We start from the raw sequence: 17,134 nt of genomic DNA on the forward strand, positions 1-17,134 counted from the left end.
GGCCCGGCGCCGCTGGCGTGAGTCGCACCGCCCGCCCGACGGAGTCAGCTCGGCGCCATGGCGTTGATCGGCGGCCGCAGCGCCGGACGGCCGGAGCTTGTCGAAGGCCCGGCGCCGCGGGCGTGAGTCGCACCGCCCGCACGACGGAGTCAGCTCGGCGCGATGGCGTTGATCGGGGCCGGCAGCGCCGGACGGCCGGAGCCTGTCGAAGGCCCGGCGCCGCCGACCCCGATCAACCAATAAGGTTCTGCACGAACACGTGCGGGGTGAAACCCGTCAAGTCGCCGATCTTCTCCCCCTGCCCGACGAGCTTGATCGGGATTCCGGTCTGCTCCTGCACGGCGAGCACGAACCCGCCTCGCGCTGATCCGTCGAGTTTGGTGAGCACGAGGCCGGTGACTCCCGCGTGCTCGATGAATGCCTGCGCCTGCGCGAGGCCGTTCTGCCCGGTGGTCGCGTCGAGCACCAGGAGCACCTCGGCGATCTCGGACTGCTTCTCGACGACGCGCTTGATCTTGCCGAGCTCGTCCATGAGCCCGGACTTGGTCTGGAGGCGACCGGCGGTGTCGATGATGACGATCTCGATGCCTTCGCGCTTGGCGAGGTCAACGGTCTGAAAGGCGACGGACGCAGGATCCTGCCCCTGTGCCTGGGGCTTGACGATCTGCACCCCTGCGCGTTCTGCCCAGGTCGCCAGCTGCTCGACCGCTGCCGCTCGGAAGGTGTCAGCCGCGCCCACCACGACTGTGCGGTCGTAGTTGCGGAGGAACTTGGCGAACTTGCCGATGGTCGTGGTCTTGCCGACTCCATTGACGCCGACGACGAGTACGACGGCCGGGCGATTCGTGAGCTTGAGGGTGGAGTCGAGCTTAGAGAGGCGCTCTTCGAGGGTCTCGCGGAGCATGCGGCGGAGATCGGCCGGGTCGGTCGTGTTGTAGCGCGCGACCTTCTCGCGCAGGTCCTCGGTGATCTGCTCGGTGACGTCGGGCCCGAAGTCGGCACCGATGAGGGAGGTCTCGAGGTCGTCCCAGGTCGTGTCGTCGATCGTCTTGCGGGCGAAAACGCCTCGGAGGGCACCGGAGAGGGACCAGGGATTTGCCATGCCTGCAACTTTAGCCGGGAGGCTTGCCTCGGTAATCGTCGTCACGTAGCGTGGTCTTCGTTGAAGGGGAGTATTCCCAACGCGGCGGTGTCGTCAATACGTTCCAGGAAGATCTGGTTCCGTACCGTCGGCCCTATTCCAGGTCCTTACAGTCCTGGTCAGGGTGTTAGAGACCTTCAGTGAATCGCCCTGCCTGAACGACCCGTAGAACGGCGTGCAGGGCCCTGCACTGAAAGAGTCCAATGGAAACCTCTCTTCTCGTCTGGCTGATCACGATCGCCGGCATCCTCGGCCTTCTGATCTTCGACTTCTATAGCCACGTCAAGACACCGCACGAACCGACCATCCGCGAGTCGGCCACCTGGTCGATCGTCTATATCGCGATCGCCATCCTGTTCGGTGTCGGCGTCGGTGTCTTCGGTGGCTGGACCTCCGGCGGCGAGTATTTCGCCGGGTACATCACCGAGAAGGCGTTGAGCGTCGACAACCTCTTCGTCTTCCTCATCATCATGACCAGCTTCGCCGTGCCGCGGATCTACCAGCAGAAAGTGCTGCTCGTCGGTATCGGAATCGCGCTTCTGTCGCGTGGTGTGTTCATCGCTCTCGGTGTCACGATCATCGAGAACTTCTCCTGGGTCTTCTACCTGTTCGGCATCCTGCTGTTCTGGCTGGCGTACAGCCAGGTCAAGGGCGGACACGACGGCGACGAGAAGGACGAGGCCGATAGCCGCCTCATTCGGATCCTTCGCCGCATCGTCCCCACCAGTGACGACTACGTCGAAGACCGCCTGACCACCCGTGTCAACGGCCGTCGCCTGTTCACCCCGCTCTTCCTGGTGATGCTGGCCATCGGTCTGACCGACGTGCTGTTCGCGCTCGACTCGATCCCGGCGATCTTCGGCCTGACCCAAGACCCCTACATCGTGTTCACCGCGAACGCGTTCTCGCTCCTCGGACTGCGTCAGCTGTACTTCTTGATTTCGGGCCTGCTCGAGAAGCTCGTCTACCTTGCGCAGGGCCTCGCCGTGATCCTCGCGTTCATCGGTGTGAAGCTCCTGTTCCACGCCCTGCACGTGAACGAAGTACCCTTTATCAATGGCGGTCGTCCGATCGAATGGATCCCCGAGATCCCCATCTGGTTCTCTCTCGGGTTCATCGTGCTCACGATCGCGGTCTCGACGATCCTCAGCCTTCGCAAGTCGGCCCAGATCGAGCGAGCCGACGAGGTCGCAGCGAAGCACTAGTTTCCCGGCCTCGGTAGCCGAAATCCACCGACGGATCCGAGGGCCCCACGGCCCTCGGATCTTTCGTGTTGCGGGCCTTGCCCGACACGAACGACCACGAGAAGAAGACCGATCGCATGCGCCTCGAACTGATCCGACACGGACAGACCGACTGGAACCTCCACGACCAGCTGCAGGGGTCGAGCAACACTCCCCTGAACGACACGGGGCGGGCCCAGGCTCACACCGCCGCCGCGCTCCTTGCTCCCTACGACTGGGCGGCGATCGTGTCGTCTCCCCTCTCCCGGGCTCGCGAGACAGCTGAGATCATCGCCGGTGAGCTCGGTATCGAGCTGGGCGCGGCCTACCCGGAGCTGATCGAACGCGACTACGCCTCGCGTGAGGGCACCGTGGCGACGTCGAAGATCCCCGACGAGCCGGACGAAGACTTTCCTGACATCGAGCCTCGCGAGTCAGTTGCGCGGCGCGGCATCGGCGCGCTCGAAGACATCCGCGACACGCGCCTTCCGCTCGACGGCGACGACAGCAACATCGTCGTGGTGTGCCACGGCACGATCATCCGGTTCACCCTGTCGGCGATCCTCGGCTTCGAGGTCGGCCACATCGACAACGCGGCGGCGAACACGGTCGAGTGGGCGAACGGCGAATGGCGCGTTCTGACGGTCAACGGCGCCCCCGTCGACGAGATCGTGCGCAGCGACGCGTGAGGTCGAGCGACGCCTGAGGCGGAGCGACGCTGAGGCAGCGGGAGGCCTGGCAGGCAGTGGAAGCCCCGAAATCGTAGGTCTAAGTGCCTACGTCGGGGGCCGGATCCTGCGCCCCGTGTTGGGTAACGTGGTGAGCGACACGAGATCGGGGGATCTATGGCTGACTACCGCGTCGATCCTGATGTGGTGCAGGGCGCCGCGTCGAGCCTGAGTGCCGGCGCCGACTCCGGGCCGAGTGGGTTCGTGACCGAGGCGTGGGATGTGGGCAGTTCGCGGGTCACCGGCGTTCTCGACACCGACGGCGACAAGTTCCATGCCCTCTGGCGCACGACGAACGCCGCCACGATGGCCCTTGCCACAAGCGCGACCAAGGCCGTCGAGACGTACCGCACGACCGAAGAGGGTGTTGCGGCGGCGTCATCCGATGCGGGCGGGGGCTCGCGATGAGCGACTGGACCGACGACGATCCCGGTGCCGGCGACCTGTCGACGCTAGGCGACCGGGCCCAGAAACTCGCGCTGCAGGCGCAGCACGCCGGCGAGATGCAGGCGCTCGTGGGGCAGCAGGAGGCCGTCGTCGCCGGGGCGTGGACGGGCACCGGCCACGATGGGTGGGCGAACAAGGCCGCTCAGACCACCGTCGCGTGGGCGACGCTGCAGACCTGGGCGTCGAACGAGCAGAAGGCTCTGGGCAGCTACGTCGAAACCGTCACCGGCATCAAAACGCGTGCCGACCGACAGAAAGGCCTTCTGGCCGACGCCAAGGCGGACGCTACGAGAGCCGAACAGGCGACGAGCGTGTCGCAGGCGGTGGCGTCCCCTCAAGGATCCGGCCTGCCGTCTCCCTCTCCCGGCCCGTCTCCCTCGATCGCCCCGGAACAGCTCGCCCTCGAACAGGCGCAGTCGTCCTATCTCAGCGCCATGAAAGCGCTTGCGGCAGAGCGTCAGGCAGCCGACGACGCCCTCGTCGCGAGTATCCGCGAAGCCTACGTCGAAGTCACCGCGGCCGGAACGCCAGTGTTGCCAGCCGGGCTGACCGAGGAGTCGCTTGCGGGTATGACGCCGACGACCCTCCTGACGACGCTCAGCGCCCTCTCGGCCACTGACCTGGCCGACCTGATGGCCGCCGAACCCGCGATCGCTCAGGACTTCTGGACGAATCCGCCCGAGCCCTCGACCGCGTCGAGCTGGTGGGCGGCCCTCTCTGACGATCAGCGCGCTGCCCTCCTCGCCGGGGCGCCGTCGGTGATCGGCAACCTCGGTGGCGTGCCCTACGCCGACCGGATCGTCGCCAACCAGAACCAGCTTGATCAGGCGGCGGCACGGAGCGACCTCACCAAGGCGCAGCGCGGGACGGTGGAGCAGGCGAAAAAGGCGTTGGGCAGTGGCCAGGACGGCCCCCCGCGTGGTCTCGTAGACCTCAACCTCGGCTCTAACCCGCCATTCGGCGCTGTTGCGATCGGCGATGTCGACACGGCGGATAAAGTCACGTGGTCGGTGCCCGGCATGGACAATTCAGCGTCGGAGAACCTGAACGGCTGGACGGTAGCGGGGCGGAATCTCCTGGACCAGCAGAAAGCGGTAGACAGAACGGCGACACATGCAGTTGTGTCGTGGATTGGTTACGAGACCCCCACGCTCGACTCGACGAAACGAGACTTTGGCGGAAGTGACAGTGTGCTCTCCAACTCTCTTGCTGAGAAAGGCGCCGGTCGGTTGGCTTCAGAGCTCGACGCGCTTCATACGACCCGAGCACTAGGCCAATCGGGTCTGCCCCGAATCGCCGTCGCCGCACACTCGTATGGCACCACGGTGTCGTCCTACGCACTTACCGAGACCCAATACAACGTAGATTCAGTGACGTTCACCGCCTCGGCGGGTATCGATTCGTCCGTCGTCTCAAGCGCAAATGACCTTCACGTTAAATCGAGTGAAGGGCATCAGAACGTGTACGCCACGCAAGCTTCCGCCGATTTCATCGCGAGCATCGGTAGGAACACAGACCCGCACTTCCTTGGTCTGCTTCTCAGCGGGGTGAGTAGCGACCCGAGCGGCATGAATTATGGCGAGACCCGTGAATTGCAAACTATTCCGCAGAACCATCGAGTCAATCCGGACTCGAACTTTGGCGCAATTCGTTACAGCTCAGACGGAAACGGTGATCTCTTGGGCACTGGTGGCCACGACGCCCTAGGCACGGGAGGACCGCCCTTTATTTCTGCCTCCAAGGGACATGGATACTATGACTACTACACCCAGTCCCTCTGGAACATGGCCGTCACGACCACCGGTACGGGAGAGTTATCTCCCATCGCGCCACCACAGTCAGTGATGCCCCAACCATGAAGGTAAAAAGACACCTGTGACCCTGCAACCACGCCGACTTGCCACGCGCCGTCGATTCCGAACCTGGGCCCTTGCGACTGTCGGGCTCTTTATCGTTGCCGTCCTCATCACTGGAGCAATTCTTGTGAACCGATCATCCCCGGCTCCTTCTCCGTCCCCGACGACGACCCAAACGGCCCATGAGGCCTTTCTCGGACTCGTGACCGATGCAATCTCTGTATCCGGTGGCGACTGGACGTTCGCCGACGAAAAGACTCCCTTCTCGGTCCGCCGGGCTCTCACGCACAAGCGCGAGGAATGCCTTTCGGATTCCTCGACCGAGCAGTACTCGTTGACTTTGTACGGCCCGGCCAAGGTCGACCCCACCGAGGCCACGAAACAGATGACTCTGCATTGGCAGGGACTCGGTTACTCAGTCAGGAGAGTTGTCGCGACAAGCGACGACATCGAGATCGCCGCCACCGTTCCCGGCGGCTCGCAGATCGGATACTTTGCGTCCACTGGCGTCACGTCCATCACCGCACAGGGGCCCTGCGTCACGTCGGCGAGGTGAAATCGTGCTCTTGACGCGGATGCTCGGCTTGCCGACGGTGGGCGGCATGCTCTGTGTCGTTGCAGCCGGGGTGACGCTCGTGGTTCTCCTTGGAGCAAGAGACACCTCCCGTGACAAGCCCTCCGTGTCTCCCCACGAATCCTTCCGTCGCCTCGCAACTGACACAACCGCGGTGCCGGGCGGCGAGTGGACATTTGAAGATAAGAAGACGCCGTTCTCTATGTCTGAGGCCTTCAAGGATGAGCGCCAGGAGTGCCTTCCGGACCCCACTACGGAGCAGTACACGCTTACCCTTTTTGGCCCAGCAACAAGTCACCCCGCGAGGGCTGTTGAGACTATGACGCAACATTGGCAAGGACTCGGTTACAAGGTCAGGGTCGTGACCGAAACGAGTGACGACACCGAAATTACGGCGACTGTTCCCGGGGGTTCTTACATCAGCTACTACGCTTCGACAGACCCGATAGCCGTCACGGCAGAAGGCCCTTGCGTCAAGTCCGCGAACTGACGTGGTGCTCACCAAGCGAACACGCGTCCTGCTGGTACTCGGCGGCGTTCTCACGCTCATTGCCACCGGGGTTGTTATTGGCATTCTCTTTCGGCCGACCAACACTCCCCGCGTCACGGCATCCGCGTCACCACATGAGTCCTTCATCCACCTCGCTACCGACACCATGGCGGCGGCCGGCGGCGAATGGACCTTCGACGACAAGAAGACACCGTTTTCACTTCGCGAGGCTCGCAAAGATAAGCCGGAGGAATGTCTCTCGGATTCCTCTGCCGAGCAGTACTCGCTCACCCTCTACGGACCAGCCACAAATACTCCTTCAGAGACAATCAAAAGCATGACCCGCCATTGGCAAGCCCTCGACTACTCAGTAAGGACCGTTGTCGATACGGATGACGCCATCGAGATCGCAGCCGCCGTTCCCGGTGGTTCCGAGATCGGCTATTTCGCGTCGACGGGCACCACATCGATCACCGTGCAGGGCCCATGCGTTGAGGCTGCTCCCACGAGCACGACCAACGCACTGCAGGAGGAATTTCTCGAAAACGTCTCCAAGTCGGTCTCGACGGCCGGCGGCTCGTGGACTTTCGAGAACAAGAAGACGCCGTTTTCCGTGGCGCGGGCTCGAACGCACTCCGCCGCCGAGTGCCTCTCGGACAGCCGGATGGAGCAGTACGACCTCGTACTTTACGGTGACGCCCCCGCCGATCCGCGCGCGGCCTCTGACGCCATGGCGTCCCAGTGGAGCAAGCGGGGGTTCAACGTCACCACGGTCGTCGACAATTCCGACGGCATAGAGATCAGAGCCGACACCCCCGACGGGTCGCTTCTCGATTTTGCGGTCTCGCCCGAACTCAGCTCGCTTCTGTTTCAGAGCGCCTGCACGAGATCGGTCGGGTAACAGAGTGGAACGGAACGGGCGTCGGATCCTTGTCGTCACCGTCAGCACTGTCGCGGCCGTCGCGATCCTGGTAACAGCCGTGGCTGTGTTCCGCAGCACACCGGACAGTCGGGCGACCGTGGCGGAGTCGAAGCAGGCCTACCTGACGCACTTGGGGGAGACAATGGGGGTGGCCGGTGGATCCTGGCTTTTCGAAGACGGCAAGACGGCCTTCTCTCACGAAATAGCCGAGACTTACACGCCAGAGCCCTGCCTGAGTTCGTCGAGCGATGAGTTGCAGTACCAGATCAATACAGTCGGCCCAGGTCGCACCGACGTCGGACACTCGGTCGACCTCGTCACGGCCGATTGGAAACAACGCGGTTACAGTGTGCGGACAGTCGCTCCACCAAACCCAAGCATCTCCGATAACACCGAGATTGCAGCAGACCTGCCGGACGGCGGCACCCTCGTGTACAGCGTCTCGACGAGGCGGAGCAGCATCGACTCACAGAGCCTCTGCTTCGCCGGTGACGCCAGACCCGCCCAGCCGCACGAGGTCTTCCTCGATCACGTGACCGATGCGATCGCGGTATCCGGCGGCCAGTGGACATTCGGAGACAAGACGACGCCGTTCTCTGTTGGTGAAGCCCGCAAAGACAAGCCTCAGGAATGCCTCTCGGATTCATCGGCCGAGCAGTACGACCTCGGCCTTTTCGGACCGGCATCGGACGACCCCGCGAAGACGGTCGACGAGATGACTCGCCATTGGCAGGATCTCGGCTACACCGTCGAGTCTGTAGCCGACACGAGTGACGACATGGAGATCACCGCATCGGTTCCTGACGGCTCGACTCTTAACTTCTTCGCGTCGACCGGCGTCACTTCGCTCATTACGCAGAGCCCGTGCGTGAAGGCGGAGGGGTAGCAGCGCCCTCATTCCGTCTGCCGGTGAGGCACCCCCGAATGGCCAAATAACCCTGAGATGCCACCCCGAAAATGGCCAGGCGGGGGTGCGTCGGCGCGGAGCGGCGTCAGGCGCGAGTGTGCGGGGCGGGCGGCGCCCACGACGGCACGGCCGGGGGCGGGAACGCAGGATCCTGCGGCAGCGAAGAAGGGCCACCACCCGGGGGCGCCGCCAGCCACCACAGCACCCGCGAGTGGAATGCGTGCCGGGCGCGGCGGGCGACCTTGATCCAGAGGAGCCCGGAGCCGACGATGATGCCCGGGTAGATCACGAGCACGACGAGCGGGGCCAGCACGAGCTGGAGGCGCGGGGGGACGACCTGGAGGATTCCGGCCGAGAAATCCCAAAGGCCGTGGGCGAAGCTGACGGCGAGGTACGCGGCGATAACAAGCGGACGAACGCGGAACCGGCCGTTTTTCGACGCTGCGAACAAGGCCGCGCCGAGCAAGGCCGTGTAGAGCGGATGCAGCAGCGGCGTCAGAAGGCCACGCACCGGCACGAGCACGAGGGCCGACAGGATCGGCGTCAAATGGAGCTGCTCGGGCGGGTGCTGGTAGAAGTTGACGGCGTACGCCAGGTCTTCGAGCGCGGCGAAGCCGAGACCGACCGCGCCGCCGAGAAACAGCCCGTTGCGCATGCTCTTATCTCGGAGCTTGTACGAGACGGCGACGACCGCGATGATCTTCGCGAGCTCTTCGGTGATGCCGGCCAGGGCGAGCACCGTCAAGGTCGGGGCCGATCCCCCACCGGTGAGCTTCAGCACGGAGCTGTCGAGGGTGGAGCCCAGCGCGACCGCGATCAGGCCGCCGAGGCCGAAGGCGAGCAACAGGCGCGACAGGCTCATCGTGTCGCGAGGCACGAGTCGGTAGGCCATGGTGTAGACGAACGACGCGGCGACGGTGACGGCTCCCACGAGAAGACCGACCGTGACGGCGGCGCCGTTGTCGAGCAGCAGGCCGCCGACCAGGATCAAGAAGACGAAGAAGACAGCGCCGACGGCGGCGATCCAGAGTCCGCCGAAGCGGCCGATCCAGCGATCGACGGGCTTCTCGCCGACGATCCAGATCGGCGGTGGCCAGTTGGTGCGCATCACTCGAGGCTAGTCGGCGGTGGGCGCAGGATCCTGTCCCCGTTCGGGGCCCGGCCCGCTGACAGAGTCGGCCGAGCCGCCGGCATCGACGGCTGCTGCCGCAGCCACCTGCTGCTTCTCGTCGGGTGATACGACGCGCTGCCCGACGACCGCGGAGACGCCGTCCTGTCGCATCGAGACGCCGTAGAGAGCGTCGGCGATCTCCATGGTGCGCTTCTGGTGCGTGATGACGATGAGCTGTGACGATTCGCGCAGGTCGCGGAAGATCGTCAGCAGCCGCCCGAGGTTGGCGTCGTCGAGCGCGGCTTCGACCTCGTCCATGATGTAGAACGGCGACGGCCGGGCCTTGAAGATCGCGATCAGCAGCGCAACGGCGGCCAGAGAGCGTTCGCCGCCCGACAGCAGCGACAGCCGCTCGATCTTCTTGCCGGCGGGTTTGACCGTGACCTCGATGCCCGTCTCGAGGAGGTTCTCGGGGTCGGTCAGATGAATCGAGCCGCTGCCACCCGGGAACAGGATCGGGAACACCCGGTTGAAGGCGTCGTGCGTGTCGTCGAAGGCGCTCTTGAAGATGACCTGCATCTTCTCGTCGATCTCGTCGATGATCGTGAGCAGGTCTTTGCGCGTCGACGTGAGGTCGGTGAGCTGGTCGGTGAGGAACTTGTGGCGCTGTTCGAGCGCAGCGAACTCCTCCAGCGCCAGCGGGTTGACGCGGCCCAGTTGAGCGAGGGTCCGCTCGGCCGCGGCGAGCCGCTTCTTCTGAGCGTCACGATCGAAAGGCACGGGCTCGTCGTCTTCGGTGGCGCCGGGCACCGCCACGTCGGGCCCGTATTCGTCGACAAGCACCGATTCGACGAGACCCAGCTCGGATCCTGCGCGTTCCAGGAGGCTCGAGAGGTGCAGCTTCTTCTCGTAGATCTCCATCTCGAGTCCGTGCACACCCTCGGTGACGGTGTGGAGGCGCTCCCGCAGCTCGCGCTCGTCGCGACGGAGGGCCGCGAGCTCGGAGTTCTGCTCGGACCGAGCCGCCTCACGCGCCGCGAGGCTAGCGCGAGCCTCGGCGACGGAGCGATCGACCGCGTCGAGCACGGCGGGAAGCGCGTCGAGCACGCTCGTGGTGGCAGCCATCTGACGCTGACGGACGACCGTCTGCCGGGCGTGCTCCTCGGCGGCGGCGCGCTGCTCGTCGAGCTGCCGCTGCAGATCTTTCGCCCGGGCCACTTCGGCCCGCACCCGCTCGCGGATCGTCTCGAGCTGGATGCGCTTCTCGATCTCGACGCCGCGTGCGTTCTCGACCTCAGCGAGCATTCCGTCGCGCGCCGAGACATCGAGGATCGGCCTAGGCGTCGAGCTGTACTCGTCGAGCGCGGTCACGGCGGCGACGACTGCCCGCTCGGCCTGGTGCACCGTCTCGGCCGATGCAGCCAGCGAGGCCGACAAGCGCTCCGCCTCAGCCTCGGCGGCCTCGACCTGGGCCCGGAGGCGCCCGGCGCGTTGGCCGTGAGCGGCGACGCGCGATTCGTGCTCGCGCGCAGCGACCTGCGCCTGCTTGGCGGCGGTTCGCGCCTCGGCGAGTCGCACGCGCGCAGCCTCGAGCAGCGGCCCGACGCGTTCGATCTCGAGGCTGACGGCCGTCAGAGCCTCAGCCGCGGTGTCACGCTCGGAGACGAGTTCGAGACGAGACCGCCCCCCGGCCGAACCACCGCGGACGACGTAGTCGGTGAGCACCTCCCCCGACCTGGTGATGACCGTGAACGCCACGGCCTGGTCGGCCAACGCCGTCGAGGCCGAGCGAGCTGCATCGAGGTCGTCGGCGATCACGGTCGACGACAGGACGCCGAGGATCCCGTCCGGCGCCGTCACGACACTCGTCGCCGAGACGACCCCGGCGGGCAGGGGCACCGCGGTGGCACCGACTCCGCGCCCCGGGGCGGCGACGACGATCTCGACCCGCCCCAACTCCTCGGCCGTCACGTGCTGGACGGCCCCTACGGCCGCATCGAGGTCGTCGGCGAGGACGGCGTCGGCCACCGATCCGAGCGCCGCGGCGATGGCGACCTCGAAGCCCGGCTGAATCTGCACGTGCTCGGCCACCAGCCCGCGAACGCCCGGTCGGTCGGCCTTGACGAGCGCGCTGGAGGCGTCTTTCTGGTCGAGGGCCAGCGACAGGGCGCTCGTGCGGGCAGCCAGGGCGTCGCGCTCGCGCTCGGCGCGGTGCAGAGTGTCGCGCAACCCGTCGACCTCCTGCTGAGCGGACTGGGCGCTCTCGTCGGCGGCTGCCGAGATCGCCGCGTGATCGGTCTCGGGTCGTGTGGTGTCGGATCCTGCGCTTTCGCCCGCTGCTGCCGTGTCGGCATCTGCTGGGTCGACTTCTGCCGTGTCGACATCGGCGAACTCCTCTTCGAGCGCGGCGAACTCGGCGCGGCTCTTCTCGCGTCGGGCCTCCGAGGCCTCCAGCGCATTCGCCTGACGGAGCTGCTCGCCCTTGACCGCGGCGAGCTTCGACCGGGCGACCTCGACGGCGCTTGAGAGACGCGCCACCCCCAGATCATGCTCGGAGACCAGGGCGCTCTGAGCGGCGATCTCGTCGTCGAGGGAGTCGAGCGAAGCCCGCGACGTGGCCAGCTCACCGGCGGCCAGCGCCACGGCGACCTCGGCCTCGGCGACGCCCTCCTGCAAGCGTTCGGCCTCATCGCGGGCGTCGGCCACCATCCCCGACGACACGGTGGTCGCCACACCCGGCGTGTCGGCCTGCTGCGCCAGCAGGGTCAGCTTCTGGTTGGCCAGGCTGGCGAGGCTGCGGAGACGCTCCTGGACGGACTCGAGCCCGAAGGCGACTCGGCGGGCGTCGTCAACGGCGTCGCCGACCATGGCCTGCTCGAGCCGTTGCTCTCGGATCTTGTTCTGGTCGAGCTTCTCTTGCAGCACGATGCGCTCGCTCTTGCGCTCGTTCTCGCTAGCGGCCTGCGCCGTCAGAACAGTGCGGAGCCCGACGACCTCATCGGCCAGCAAGCGCGCCCGGGCATCGCGGACGATGCTGGCGATGCCCTGCGCCTCCCGCGCGATCTCGGCTTGACGCCCCAGCGGCTTCAGCTGGCGGCGGATCTCGCCGGCGAGATCGGACAGCCTGGTGAGGTTCGTCTGCATCGCGTCGAGCTTGCGCAGGGTCTTCTCTTTGCGGCGGCGGTGCTTCAAGATGCCGGCCGCCTCTTCGATGAAGCCGCGGCGTTCCTCCGGCGTGGCGCGCAGAACGGCGTCGAGCTGACCCTGCCCGACGATCACGTGCATCTCGCGGCCAAGCCCCGAGTCGCTCAGCAGCTCCTGGACGTCGAGGAGGCGGCAGTTGTCGCCGTTGATCGCGTACTCGCTGCCACCGTTGCGAAAGAGCGTGCGGCTGATCGTCACCTCGGTGTAGTCGATCGGCAGGGCGCCGTCGGAGTTGTCGATCGTGAGCACGACCTGTGCACGACCCAGGGGGCCACGAGTCGACGTGCCGGCGAAGATGACGTCTTCCATCTTGCCGCCGCGGAGCGTCTTGACGCCCTGCTCCCCCATCACCCACGCGAGCGCGTCGACGACGTTGCTCTTGCCGGAGCCGTTGGGGCCGACGACGCAGGTGACGCCGGGCTCGAAGGCGAAGGTCGTGGTCTGGGCGAACGACTTGAAGCCCTTGAGCGTGAGGCTCTTGAGGTACACGCCGCCGCCCTTCGGGTCGTTCGCTGGGGCGCGGCCCTGCGCCGCGCGATGCCCCTAGGTTAGCGGCGTGTCGAGGCCTGGCCCGGCGGCTCGCCCCTGCTGCTCCGGAGTTGGCCGATCACGCTTCCCTCGACCCGCTCAGTCGGCCTGCACCCGCACGGGCGGCGTTCGCGGCACGCCTAGCCGGGGTGTGTAGGCCGTCCGGGCGGGTCTGCGCCGGCTGAGCGGGTCTGCGCCGGCTAAGCGGGTCTGCGCGGCGCATGTCGATCCGCGCGAGGAACACCGGCGGCGAGCAGACGCCTCGCGAGCTCGTCGGGGTCTCGGGCCACCGCGTAGTCCCAGCGCACCACGACATCGATGTCGGGATGAGCCTCGAGGCGCGCATGCCGACGTTTCTCATCGCGGATCACCTCCGCCGCCGTCCGTCCGAGCATGAATCGCGGGTCTGTGTACTTCCACTGGCCGTCGAATTCTCCGATTCGGCGAGCTTGCTCCCAGGAGAAATCGGCGTCGCCGATTTTGCCGCGCGCATCGAAATAGGGCTTCTGCAAGACCGGCGTCGCGATTCCTCGGGTAGCCATGCCCACTCGGCTGAAGCTCTCACCGGGCCACTGCGCCGCCGCCGTCGCGAACTCCAGAGCTGCAAGAGCGCTTCGAGATCTCCTCGCATTGGGCCGCCGCGCCAGATGGGTCGCGACCTGCTCCTTCGTGAACAGCTCCAGTCGCAGCCCCTGATCGAACACCACGACGGCTTCGTCAAAGGGCGAGGTAAGAGCGATGTCGGCTGCGGTGCGGGACGCCGTCGTGATCCACGACCCCTCCCACGCGATCACATCGCCGTGAGTCACGGTGCCAGGCCGACGATGCAAGCTCGATCGTGTCGTACTCGACTGCCTCCGTGGATCGGTGATCTGAACGGCGCGCGGCCACGTGTCCGGAATGGGTAGGCCCCAGATCGCCGCGGCAGACCAATGTGAAATCGCGATGGGGCCCGTCAGCCTTGAGGCAACCGCATGCACTCGCGTGATGTATCAATCTCGTGCCGAAAGCGTGACCCATGTGGACGTGCGGATATACGAACCAGGAACGACCCGCGTCATGAGCCCACGCTCGGACGCCCGACGAAGGTCGCGCGATCCGATGTCAGCGGCCTCGAGGTCGGCGGCGCGGACGACGAGTGGAAGAGGACGTGTCATCGCACTAGCGTTGCGGACTCGGTCAATGGCGCGACTCGACTGGTGCGCGGTGGGGACAAGACACAACCTGTGGAGGCGCGGACCGTCCTGGACAGGTCCGGGCTGAGCCGCGACGACAGACCCGCTAGACCGGCACAGACCCTCAAAACCGGCCTAAACAGCACGCCTCGCCAGGGGGCCCAGGCCGATCGGGCGGGTTTAGGCCGATCGGGCGGGTGTGAACGCCGCGGAGGAAAGCCGAGACAGGACGGCAGAGCTCAGCGCAACCGCTGACACCGCGGGCAGAAGTGGCTCCCGCGGTTCATGAACGACACCCGCTTGATCGGGGTGCCGCACCGCGGGCACGGCTTGCCCTGCTGCCCGTAGGCGTTGAGGCTGTGGGCGAAGTAGCCGGACTGCCCGTTCACGTTGACGTATTGCGCGTCGAAGCTGGTGCCGCCCTCTGCCAGGGCCTTGTAGAGCACGGCGCGAATCTCGACAAGGAGCAGCTTCACGCGACCCCGGGTGAGCGACGAGCACGGCTGATCGAAGTGGATCTTAGCCGCCCACAGCGATTCGTCGGCGTAGATGTTGCCGATGCCCGACACGAGCCCCTGGTCGAGCAGGGCACGCTTGACGCCGGAGCCGCGCGACGCCATCCGCGCGAAGAAGGCGTGCTCATCGAACGCCGGGTCGAGCGGATCGCGGGCGATGTGCGCCACCTGGTGCGGTATCGATGAAAGCCAGGGCGCAGGATCCTGGGGCTCGTCGCCCTGCTCGGCGTCGTGGCCCAGCAGCCGCGAACCCGAATACCCCGCCGGCTCGCCGTCAGGAGTGGGCTCGAGGGTGTCGAGGGCCATCGAGCCGAAGATCCGCTGGTCGACGAAGGCCAGGCGGATGTCGCCGTGCGTGGGATGGGCGAGGTCGAGGCGGATGCGAAGGAGGCGGTCGTCGTCAGCGTGGCGTTCGCGCAGAAGCACCTGGCCGCTCATGCCGAGATGAGCGACGAGCGCGTGCGACGTGTCGCCGTCGGCTGCCGCAAACGGGAACCAGAGGAACTTGCCCCGACGGACCGCGGAGAGAATCGTCGCCTCGCCCAGGCGGTCGACGAAGTCGTCGACGGGGCCGTCGTGACGACGGAGGCTGCGTGGCTCGAGCACCTCGACACGCTCGATGACTGCGCCGGTGACGGCGGGGTGGAGACCGGCGCGAACGACCTCGACCTCGGGGAGCTCGGGCACCTAGATCTGGTCGGGCGCGGACGGGGGCGTGCTGAGGGTCGTCCACGCTTCGAGGGCCGCAGCCATCTCGGCCATCTTCTTGCTGCTGCCGACGCCGGAGGCGATCTCGTCGGTGCCGAGGCGGACGACCGCGTGAAAGCGCTTGTCGTGATCGGGACCCGAATCGGTGATCACGTAGTTGGGATTGCTCCGCCCCTGCGCCGAAGCCAGCTCTTGCAGGCTCGTCTTCGGGTCCATCGCGGCACCGAAGCGCTCGGGGTCGGCCAGGAGGGGCGCGATGAGTCGCATCACCAGACCGGTCGCGGCGACCGGACCGGCATCGAGATAGGTCGCGCCGATGATCGCCTCGACGGTGTCGGCGAGGATCGACTGCTTGGCCCGCCCGCCGGTCAGCTCTTCGCCGCGCCCGAGTCGGAGGTACTGCCCGAGACCGATGTGCTTGGCGACCTCCGCCAGCGCGACGGTCGAGACGAGGCTGGCACGCCGCTTAGCGAGGTCGCCCTCGTCGAGATCGGGGTTCTCGCGGAACAGCATGACCGTCACGGCCTGGCCGAGAATCGAATCGCCGAGGAACTCGAGGCGCTCGTTGTTGCCGATGCCGCCGTTCTCGTACGCGAACGAGCGGTGGGTCAATGCGAGCTCGAGCAGGTCGGGGGTGATCGCGACGTCGAGAAGCTTAACGAGATCAGCCCGGTCAGAAACGGGTTCTGACACGGGCTGGCTCATGTAGTGATCTTACTGCGAAAGCAGCGAGATTCAGATATCGGCGACCTTGCGGCCCTTGTACTCCATGTACAGGGCGGTGCCGGCGGAGTCTTCGACGACCTTGGCGCGGTGCGGAAGGCTGTAGACGGTCTTGCCGCCTTCGATGGTCTTGACGAGAGTGGCGGGCGTGGCCTTCCACTGCGAACGGCGTGCGTGCGTGTTAGCGCGCGACTGCTTCCTCTTGGGAACGGCCATGACTGTCTCTTCTCTATTTCGTAAGGATTGGGAGCCGGAGGAAATCTACGGCCGTGTCTGCCAGGTGGCAGACGTCAATCGGTTGGCTTGGAGTCGGTGGAGCGTGAAGGTGCCTCGTTTTGCGAGTCTGCCGGCCTCGTCGTATCACCGACGAGCTCGGACAGAGCCGACCAGCGGGGGTCGATCACTTCACGGGGCTGGTAGTCGTCCAGATCTTCGATGCGCTCGCCCGTTTCGGGGTCGAGACCAGGGCAGTCTGGCCGGCAAACCGGTTGGAAGGGCAGTGATAAAACCACTGCATCTCTGACCACGGGTTCAAGATCCACGTGATCGTCTTGAACCGTGTAGTCAAAAGCTTCGTCGTCAGAGTACGCGAAAAGCTCGGCGAAATCGACTTCGACACTCTCGGAGATGGGTTTCAGGCAACGGCTGCATTCGCCGACGGCCTCACCGGAGACGTGCGCCGACACCAGGATGCCCTCGTGCAGACCCTCGACACGGGCATTGACCGTGAGCTGTGCGCCCTCGGGAATCGCGATGACACCCTCACCGAGCTTCGACGGGACAACGACATCGAGTTCGTTCTCGCGCATCTCGCCTGGGCGGCGCATCAGGTCGTACACGGAGACGCTGTACGGAGTCGGGGTGAAATGAGGCACGAGAGAC

The 17,134-nt window shown here is 65.9% G+C and carries 17 protein-coding genes; 8 read left to right on the forward strand and 9 right to left on the reverse strand.

Features of this window, described 5'->3' with window-relative positions; genetic code table 11:
• Window positions 1–232: 232 nt before the first annotated feature.
• Window positions 233–1,102 (reverse strand): signal recognition particle-docking protein FtsY, encoded by an 870-nt coding sequence (gene ftsY, locus ASF54_RS03410; protein ID WP_055958824.1) that lies wholly within the window; start codon window positions 1,100–1,102, stop codon window positions 233–235.
• Window positions 1,103–1,344: 242 nt separating this feature from the next.
• Here ftsY and ASF54_RS03415 point away from each other — a divergent pair, with 242 nt between their 5' ends.
• The 8 genes from ASF54_RS03415 to ASF54_RS03450 all read left to right on the forward strand — a co-directional run bounded on the left by ASF54_RS03415 (window position 1,345) and on the right by ASF54_RS03450 (window position 8,267).
• On the forward strand, window positions 1,345–2,346 hold the full coding sequence (locus ASF54_RS03415) for a TerC family protein (protein ID WP_055958828.1): 1,002 nt from the start codon (window positions 1,345–1,347) through the stop codon (window positions 2,344–2,346).
• Between the two features lie 77 nt (window positions 2,347–2,423).
• Window positions 2,424–3,053, forward strand: a complete 630-nt coding sequence (locus ASF54_RS03420; RefSeq protein WP_233573169.1) for a histidine phosphatase family protein — start codon at window positions 2,424–2,426, stop codon at window positions 3,051–3,053.
• 156 nt (window positions 3,054–3,209) lie between these two features.
• Window positions 3,210–3,500 carry a hypothetical protein gene (locus ASF54_RS03425; RefSeq protein ID WP_055958831.1) on the forward strand — a complete coding sequence of 97 codons (291 nt, stop codon included), beginning with the start codon at window positions 3,210–3,212 and terminating at the stop codon, window positions 3,498–3,500.
• Entirely contained in the window at window positions 3,497–5,398 is a 1,902-nt protein-coding gene (locus ASF54_RS03430; RefSeq protein WP_055958833.1) for an alpha/beta hydrolase, read from the forward strand. Before ASF54_RS03425 ends, ASF54_RS03430 begins: the two co-directional genes overlap by 4 nt.
• Before the next feature lie 199 nt (window positions 5,399–5,597).
• A complete protein-coding gene (locus ASF54_RS03435; protein ID WP_055958836.1) occupies window positions 5,598–5,951 on the forward strand; it encodes a hypothetical protein in 354 nt (117 codons plus the stop codon).
• A 10-nt stretch (window positions 5,952–5,961) separates the two neighbouring features.
• Entirely contained in the window at window positions 5,962–6,459 is a 498-nt protein-coding gene (locus ASF54_RS03440; protein WP_157510001.1) for a hypothetical protein, read from the forward strand.
• A gap of 1 nt (window position 6,460) precedes the next feature.
• Complete coding sequence (locus tag ASF54_RS03445; RefSeq protein WP_055958842.1) at window positions 6,461–7,360, forward strand: hypothetical protein; 900 nt, start codon at window positions 6,461–6,463, stop codon at window positions 7,358–7,360.
• A 4-nt stretch (window positions 7,361–7,364) separates the two neighbouring features.
• Window positions 7,365–8,267: a hypothetical protein gene (locus tag ASF54_RS03450; protein ID WP_055958845.1), complete on the forward strand. Its 903-nt coding sequence runs from the start codon at window positions 7,365–7,367 to the stop codon at window positions 8,265–8,267.
• A gap of 106 nt (window positions 8,268–8,373) precedes the next feature.
• Here the strand turns inward: ASF54_RS03450 and ASF54_RS03455 are convergent, their stop codons facing one another.
• The 8 genes from ASF54_RS03455 to ASF54_RS03485 form a co-directional block, all read right to left on the reverse strand.
• Window positions 8,374–9,396, reverse strand: a complete 1,023-nt coding sequence (locus ASF54_RS03455; protein WP_055958848.1) for a PrsW family glutamic-type intramembrane protease — start codon at window positions 9,394–9,396, stop codon at window positions 8,374–8,376.
• A 9-nt stretch (window positions 9,397–9,405) separates the two neighbouring features.
• The gene (gene smc / locus ASF54_RS03460; protein ID WP_084815914.1) at window positions 9,406–13,092 is read right to left on the reverse strand and encodes a chromosome segregation protein SMC; all 3,687 of its coding nucleotides are present in this window, start codon (window positions 13,090–13,092) and stop codon (window positions 9,406–9,408) included.
• A gap of 239 nt (window positions 13,093–13,331) precedes the next feature.
• A complete protein-coding gene (locus tag ASF54_RS03465; protein ID WP_055958851.1) occupies window positions 13,332–13,940 on the reverse strand; it encodes a hypothetical protein in 609 nt (202 codons plus the stop codon).
• Window positions 13,941–14,123: 183 nt separating this feature from the next.
• Entirely contained in the window at window positions 14,124–14,288 is a 165-nt protein-coding gene (locus ASF54_RS16270) for a hypothetical protein (protein WP_157510002.1), read from the reverse strand.
• A gap of 257 nt (window positions 14,289–14,545) precedes the next feature.
• Window positions 14,546–15,508 carry a bifunctional DNA-formamidopyrimidine glycosylase/DNA-(apurinic or apyrimidinic site) lyase gene (gene mutM, locus ASF54_RS03470; RefSeq protein WP_055958854.1) on the reverse strand — a complete coding sequence of 321 codons (963 nt, stop codon included), beginning with the start codon at window positions 15,506–15,508 and terminating at the stop codon, window positions 14,546–14,548.
• Window positions 15,509–16,234, reverse strand: a complete 726-nt coding sequence (rnc, locus tag ASF54_RS03475; RefSeq protein ID WP_055958858.1) for a ribonuclease III — start codon at window positions 16,232–16,234, stop codon at window positions 15,509–15,511.
• Window positions 16,235–16,264: 30 nt separating this feature from the next.
• Entirely contained in the window at window positions 16,265–16,468 is a 204-nt protein-coding gene (gene rpmF / locus ASF54_RS03480) for a 50S ribosomal protein L32 (protein WP_055958861.1), read from the reverse strand.
• 74 nt (window positions 16,469–16,542) lie between these two features.
• A complete protein-coding gene (locus tag ASF54_RS03485; protein WP_235480921.1) occupies window positions 16,543–17,091 on the reverse strand; it encodes a YceD family protein in 549 nt (182 codons plus the stop codon).
• Between the last annotated feature and the right edge of the window lie 43 nt (window positions 17,092–17,134).

Origin of the sequence: Frondihabitans sp. Leaf304 (genome assembly GCF_001423105.1) — a bacterium.
GTDB lineage: Bacteria > Actinomycetota > Actinomycetes > Actinomycetales > Microbacteriaceae > Frondihabitans.

Coding starts and splice junctions, on each gene's coding strand:
- ftsY (WP_055958824.1), bottom strand. CDS start 1,102: ATGGCAAATCCCTGGTCCCTCTCCGGTGCCCTCCGAGGCGTTTTCGCC.
- ASF54_RS03415 (WP_055958828.1), top strand. CDS start 1,345: ATGGAAACCTCTCTTCTCGTCTGGCTGATCACGATCGCCGGCATCCTC.
- ASF54_RS03425 (WP_055958831.1), top strand. CDS start 3,210: ATGGCTGACTACCGCGTCGATCCTGATGTGGTGCAGGGCGCCGCGTCG.
- ASF54_RS03430 (WP_055958833.1), top strand. CDS start 3,497: ATGAGCGACTGGACCGACGACGATCCCGGTGCCGGCGACCTGTCGACG.
- ASF54_RS03455 (WP_055958848.1), bottom strand. CDS start 9,396: ATGCGCACCAACTGGCCACCGCCGATCTGGATCGTCGGCGAGAAGCCC.
- ASF54_RS16270 (WP_157510002.1), bottom strand. CDS start 14,288: ATGACACGTCCTCTTCCACTCGTCGTCCGCGCCGCCGACCTCGAGGCC.
- rnc (WP_055958858.1), bottom strand. CDS start 16,234: ATGAGCCAGCCCGTGTCAGAACCCGTTTCTGACCGGGCTGATCTCGTT.
- rpmF (WP_055958861.1), bottom strand. CDS start 16,468: ATGGCCGTTCCCAAGAGGAAGCAGTCGCGCGCTAACACGCACGCACGC.